This is a genomic window from Arthrobacter sp. CAN_A1 (assembly GCF_015751665.1).
GTDB lineage: Bacteria > Actinomycetota > Actinomycetes > Actinomycetales > Micrococcaceae > Arthrobacter_D.
In genome coordinates this window covers 1-5,999 of the sequence record NZ_JADOUR010000027.1, presented here as the reverse complement: position 1 = coordinate 5,999, position 5,999 = coordinate 1, and the positions used below count along the sequence as shown (strand labels likewise).

General features: G+C 59.5%; 6 protein-coding genes and 1 pseudogene. 3 read left to right on the top strand and 4 right to left on the bottom strand.

Annotation, left to right across the window (positions count from 1 at the left end; all coding sequences use genetic code 11):
• Nucleotides 1-596, top strand: a 596-nt coding sequence (locus IWX62_RS15905; protein ID WP_196842389.1) for an Abi family protein, incomplete at its 5' end; no start/stop codon positions are given.
• 153 nt (nucleotides 597-749) lie between these two features.
• On the opposite strand, the gene IWX62_RS15900 is transcribed toward IWX62_RS15905, so the two are convergent.
• Nucleotides 750-2,033 carry an IS256 family transposase gene (locus IWX62_RS15900; RefSeq protein ID WP_333483486.1) on the bottom strand — a complete coding sequence of 428 codons (1,284 nt, stop codon included), beginning with the start codon at nucleotides 2,031-2,033 and terminating at the stop codon, nucleotides 750-752.
• Nucleotides 2,034-2,363: 330 nt separating this feature from the next.
• Nucleotides 2,364-2,981 carry a cupredoxin domain-containing protein gene (locus IWX62_RS15895; RefSeq protein WP_196842388.1) on the bottom strand — a complete coding sequence of 206 codons (618 nt, stop codon included), beginning with the start codon at nucleotides 2,979-2,981 and terminating at the stop codon, nucleotides 2,364-2,366.
• A gap of 350 nt (nucleotides 2,982-3,331) precedes the next feature.
• Between IWX62_RS15895 and IWX62_RS15890 the strand changes: the two genes are divergently transcribed.
• Nucleotides 3,332-3,679 (top strand): DUF3024 domain-containing protein, encoded by a 348-nt coding sequence (locus IWX62_RS15890; protein WP_196842387.1) that lies wholly within the window; start codon nucleotides 3,332-3,334, stop codon nucleotides 3,677-3,679.
• Nucleotides 3,680-4,168: 489 nt separating this feature from the next.
• Here IWX62_RS15890 and IWX62_RS15885 read toward each other — a convergent pair whose 3' ends face one another.
• The gene (locus IWX62_RS15885; RefSeq protein WP_196842386.1) at nucleotides 4,169-4,678 is read right to left on the bottom strand and encodes a hypothetical protein; all 510 of its coding nucleotides are present in this window, start codon (nucleotides 4,676-4,678) and stop codon (nucleotides 4,169-4,171) included.
• A gap of 450 nt (nucleotides 4,679-5,128) precedes the next feature.
• Complete coding sequence (locus IWX62_RS15880; RefSeq protein ID WP_196842385.1) at nucleotides 5,129-5,521, bottom strand: hypothetical protein; 393 nt, start codon at nucleotides 5,519-5,521, stop codon at nucleotides 5,129-5,131.
• A gap of 90 nt (nucleotides 5,522-5,611) precedes the next feature.
• On the opposite strand from IWX62_RS15880, the pseudogene IWX62_RS15875 reads away from it, so the two are divergent.
• Nucleotides 5,612-5,999: pseudogene (locus IWX62_RS15875) on the top strand (transposase); the annotation flags it as partial.

Sequence of the window (5,999 nt, the reverse complement as noted above, 5' to 3'; positions counted from 1 at the left end):
GTGGGCAGATCCCATGGCCACCGGCGGGCAGTTTTACTGGCCATCAGTGGGCAGTTCCGTGGCCGCCTATGGGCAGTTTTTCATGGCCGCTGACATTCGTCGTCCACTTCCGCGAAAAGTACAACAACCAAATGCCCATATGGGCCCTCACCGAGATCATGGAAATGGGTCACCTGGGCCGTCTATATAACGGGCTGGCGAACTCAACTGCAACGGAAATCGCTACAGCGTACGGGGTTCCGGCCAAGAGGGTGATGAGCAGTTGGGTTGCGAGCCTCAACTATGTCCGGAACGTGGCTGCCCATCACGCCCGAATTTTCAACCGCAAACTCGTCATCGCCCCCAAACGACCTGGCAAAGGCCGGATCGCGCTGTTGGATCATCTACGAGACGAGGAATCTTCCAAGCAGGTATTCGGCCTGTACAACGGGTTAGCTGTGATGGCATATCTGCTTCGGTCGATTGAGCCGGCAGACAACGGCTGGGCTGTGCGTGTGACCGGGTTGATCAACTCGTTCCCTGAGACTGAACATGTGACTAAGAAGTCGATGGGTGTGCCGGATAACTGGTCCACGATGGAACTTTGGCAACCATGAGCCGGACGATCACTCATCAGTAGCCGGGTAAACGACTTCGTCTTTCTCACGGCGATCTGAATCAGAGCCTGCCTGACGTATCAGGGTGTTATCGGCGTTCAGCAGGGTCGCTCGGGTGTGTCAATAATTCGGTGTAACTAGTTGTGTTGTGGTTTAGCGTCCGACGCTGAGTCGGCCGTTGAAGGTGATGTCGAAGGCGTTAAGAGCAGCCTTCCATCGTTGGGTCCAGCGGGCCCGTCCCTGGCCTGTCGGATCCAGACTCATCACCGCGAGGTAGACACACTTCAGGGCGGCTTGCTCGTTCGGGAAGTGGCCCCGAGCCCGGACGGCTTTGCGGATCCTCGCGTTGACGGACTCGATCGCGTTCGTCGTGCACACGATCCGGCGGATCTCGGCATCGAACTGCAGGAACGGCACGAACTCGGCCCATGCTGATTCCCAGAGCCTGACGATCGCCGGATACTTCTTCTCCCATGCCTCGCTGAACTCCAAGAACCGTTCCTCAGCCTGGTCGACCGTCGAGGCGGTATAGATCGGTTTCAGAGCTCTAGCGATCTTGTCCCAGTCCTGCCGGGCTGCATACCGGAAACTCGCCCGGATCAGGTGCACCACACAGGTTTGGGTGATCGCTTCTGGCCAGAGTGTCCCGATCGAATCGGGGAGCCCTTTCAGGCCGTCGCAGACGACCATGCAGACGTCCTCGACACCGCGGTTCTTGATCTCGGTGAGGACCTGCAACCAGTACTTCGCGCCCTCACCGCCGTCGCCGGCCCACAGCCCGAGAATATCCAGGTTCCCCTCGACCGTGACGGCCAGAGCCACGTAGATGGGCCGGTTCGCCACCTGCCCGTCGCGGACTTTGACGTGGATGCAGTCAATGAAGATCACCGGATACACCGGGTCCAACGGCCGGTTCTGCCACTCGGTCATGCCCTCGATGACCCGGTCGGTGGTCGCCCCGATCGTCGTCTTTGACACGTCCGCGCCATACACCTCGGCCAGGTGGGCGCTGATGTCACCGTGGGTCAACCCTCGGGCCGAGAGCGACAACACCATCTCGTCGACCCCGGTGAGGCGGCGCTGGTGTTTGCGGACGATCTGCGGCTGGAATGACCCGTCCCGGTCCCTCGGGACCTCGATCGGGACAGGGCCGATCTCGGTCAGCACCGTCTTGGTCCTCGACCCGTTCCGGGCGTTCGAGACGTCTCCAGCGCGTTCGTGTTTGTCGTAGCCGAGGTGGTCAGTGATCTCGCCCTCGAGCGCCGACTCCAGAACCATCTTCGTCAGCTGACCCAACAGGCCGGTCTCGCCGGTCAGGGCCAACCCCTTCTCCCGGGCCCTCCCGATGAGCTGCTCCACGAGCCGGCCGTCCACCACGTCATCCTGCTTCACCGTCGCCACGGCTTCACCCTCCACGTCGATCTTCACGTCACTCATTACGGTTCCTCCTATTCAGGAGTTACACCGAAAATCGTACAGACCCCCTCTGCGATAAAAGATACCCCATGAAGTGTGGGTCGCCTGCAAGCCGGGTGGTAGGACAGGGAAGCGGCCAGATATAGCAGGCCTGGTCAGCGTTCGCCCACAGATGGAAAACCTCAAGGCTGCGTCCAGTATGTGGGACGGGCTGTCTTCTCCTCAGGGAGTGCTCGTTGGTGGTGTGCTTTGGGCAGACGACCGCCGCGGGAGCTGGGGGGCTTCCGCGGCGGCCGTTTGGGTGAACTAATCGATGGAGGAGTCAGCCCCGGTTAGTTCAGTTAGAGGGGGTCAACTACGGGTGGTCCGGCGGCGGACGGCGTAGGTTCCACCGGCTGCTGCGGCCAGGACCAGCCCACCACCAAGGGCAAGCATGATGGGTTCATCGCTTGGGTTTTGTTTCACCACACCGGTATCGGCTCCGCCCTTAGGTACCGCACCCATCTGGTCCATCCCGTCGTCTTCTGCAGGACCCGATTCCGCGATCTCGGGAGCCATGGTCGGTGTGGTGGGGGCTGGTGCCATGGCTTCAGCGCCGACGGTGAGGGTGCCGCGCATGTTGCCGTGGAATTTGCAGAAGAACCCGTAACTTCCTGCCATGTCTGGGGCGGTGAAGGTAGCGCTTGCTCCGCCGGGGATGGTGACATCGAAGGAGCCATCATCAGCGGTCACGGTGTGGGCTTCGGTGTCGTTGTTGGTGACGGTGATTTCACCGCCGGGGTTCACGGTGCCGGGTCCTGAGAACACGAAGTCATCGATGCTGATGGACATTGCTCCGGTGGTCATGGCTGGTACTGCTTGGGATACCGGGCTAGGGGCGGCCACGGCTACCCCAGCGGAACCAAGACCAGCTCCTGCGATCAGGGCTGCGGTGAACGTGACGCTGAGAACTTTGTGCCTGGTGATCATGATGAGGCCCTCCGGCGAGGCACATAGGGGGACAACTATTCGGGCTATCAGTCGACTTGATACACCGTTGTCATAAAACCTCTGCCACATGATATTCGTCACCTACCCCATGGTGGATGGGCTGTCCTGCAAATTCCCGGCCTACGCCAGCCGATTTCGGCGTCGAGGAGGAACCTGGCAGCAACGGAACAACCGGTCAAGACCTGCATACTGCAGCTGATTCATCCAGCGACTTCATCCAGCGACCGTGGTGGAGACCATCTGCGGTTTTGCTGCGGCCACGGTTTTTTGACGCCCTCCCAAGTTTTCCGGAGTTTCTTGGCCGGTGAGCTTCTGGGATTATCGAGATTATGGTTTCTTCTGGATTGCCTGAGCTCGAGGTTGCTCGTGCGCGCCGTTGGTGTGCCGGACGGGTGCCTCCCAGATTCAGCACTGAGATGCGGGTGGAGTGCGACGTCGCTGCCCGTCACATCACCATTGTCGAATGCCGTCCCCCGTGGGATGGTGATGAGCAAACGCAGTGGTCACGCTTCCCGATAGCTCGAATGTATTTCACGAAGAAGACAGGGCTGTGGACCTTGTACTGGCGCGACCGGAATCTGAAATTCCATCAGTACCAATTCCTTGCTCCGAGCCCAAGCCTTCAAGTACTGCTCGATCATGTGGACGAAGGCGGAGACCCCATCTTCTGGGGATAGCATCCAACCAAACTCGGCGTCAGCCTCAGAGGGGCCCGTTCTTGACCTGCATTCCTGATTCGTCGACGTATCAGGGTGTTATCGGCGCGGAGGTCTCTAAGTGGAATCTCGGATTCTGACGACCCAACCGACAAGACGTCCATCATGGGTGCGGCGCTCCTGCACACTGGACACGGTGTGTTGCATAGCGCTTCCGACTTCCGCCAACCCGGTCCTGCTATCTACCGGGTACCGCACTGATACTTGATCGATGCGCGTGACTCGACCTGAAAGGTGGGTCCATTCCGACAGAGGAAGCCAATTCCGATCGCGGAAGTTCGTTTCAGCGCTGCACGCTAATGGGCTGACCGGGGGGTGGTGGGCTCAAGTCAGGCTGCGGAAGTGGTCTGCACCCACGTTGACATTCTCAGCCGGAGGGTGCTCGCATGTGAGGCGCCCCCTACCGGCTGGTCCTGGGAGTAACTAAGTCACCATGAACAGCGGCTGGTCTCAGTCGGGGGTGTAGGGGCTGATTTCCAGCTGGTCAGCTCCGTGATCGTGCAATGCCTCGACGACACGCTGTGTGGCGATGAAAGCAGAGTTCTGACAAGTCTGGCCGTAGAGGTTCTGGATGTCAGACCCCGGGGACGGATCGGTCGCGAAGCCGGTGTATCCCTCGACAGGCGAGCCGGCGTGGTCTCGAACCTCGACGTCGAAGGTTCGGTAACCGGTGACCTCAGCTGCGCGAAGTGCCTCGATGAAACGAGTGGAGACAATCTTCAACGCCAGCCCACCGGTCCACAGCATGTCACCGTACTTCTTGCCTCCGTTGTAGGGAGCAAGCCATACCGGGAAGGGAAGTTCTTCAGGACGCCAGTCCACGATGAACGGGTAGACACTGGTGACACCGTCGGGCATGTACCAGGGTGCTCCGGTGACCTTCGGCTTACCTTGTCCGTAGACGTCGAGCCACACGTCGGTGCGTCCTGATCTGGCCTGTATGCGAACCCACTCGGACACGTGCTCACCTTTCAGCAACGGTAGTAGCTCTGGTACTTGGCCACCCCTAATCATGAGTGGAGACTCAAACAGTACTCCCGTCCTGAGCCATCACGTGGGGTGGGCTCAAGTGAAACTGCGGTCAGTCCACGGGTGAGTCGTCATGAGAGTGGTGGTGGGCTCAAGTCAGGCTGCGGAAGTGCGTCTCCAATAGCATTGACATTCTCAACCGCGGCTCATCCATCGCTGTGACTGTTAGTTCGGTTTGGTGGCTTTTTGCAGTTCGGTTGTGCGGTTCTGGCTGATTCCTATGACGATTGCCGCAGGTTGCAGCTTTCGAAGATGGATGTCGGCGTTCTTCTCTGAACTATATGGCCCGGAGTTGGCGGCCGTGTTGTCACGGCCGCATACCGATGTAGGCGGGTCGCCGGAGCGAATGTTGGGGGCTTGAGCCTACTCCGGTGCGGGCGACTAGCTGCCGTGGTTCAAATGTGCCCACAAACGGTCGCGGTCGGGTTCGGTAACGAGGCTGGCGTCAAATGTGCCATCCCGATCGAAGCGGGAATCGTAAGTGGTGAAGTGGCCGGTCAGCAGCTCCTCCACGACAAACCATCCGGGACTGTAGTCCTCTTCGACGTCCTCGTGCTTCCCGTCGGCCCAATGCACCTGGTTCCACATACATTCGAGCTTGAACCAGAAGAAAGGTAATGAACGCATGGGGGTGACCGAGGTTGTTACCCATCCTTGGATCTCGCCGTTCAACGACAGCTGCCACACCTCATCACGAAAAGGATCCAAACGCGGATCTCTGGGCCAATCCGTTTCGTCGAACGACGCGTCGAACCGCTTGGCAAACCATCCCATCGTTCAGTTGTAGCAGCCCGGGGGACTGCTGAAGGTTTGGTTGACTCCTGACCTGTGAGGATTAACCTCGCGGGTGGAAGGATGTTCATCATGCCTAAAGCCTTTCCCGAAGAGTTCCGCCGTGACGTGGTCGCGGTTGCCCGTAAGGGCGAAGCACCCCTGTCCACGATCGCTAAGGACTTCGGTGTCTCCTCGGCCGCCCTGCACCGGTGGCTGAAGAAAGCCGACGAAGAAGACGACCCCAAAGCCCAAGCAGCGAAGGAAGAATCCATCGAGTTGCGCGAGGCCAGGAAGCGGATCAAACTCCTGGAACAAGAAGCCGAAGTGATGCGCAGAGCCGTCGCTTACCTTTCCCGGGACGTCAACCCAAAATGATGTTCCCGCTGGTCCGCGAACTGGCCGCTGACGGTGTCCCCGTCACGGTGACCTGCCGGGTATTGAACTTCTCCAAACAAGCCTTCTACAAATGGAAGGCCAA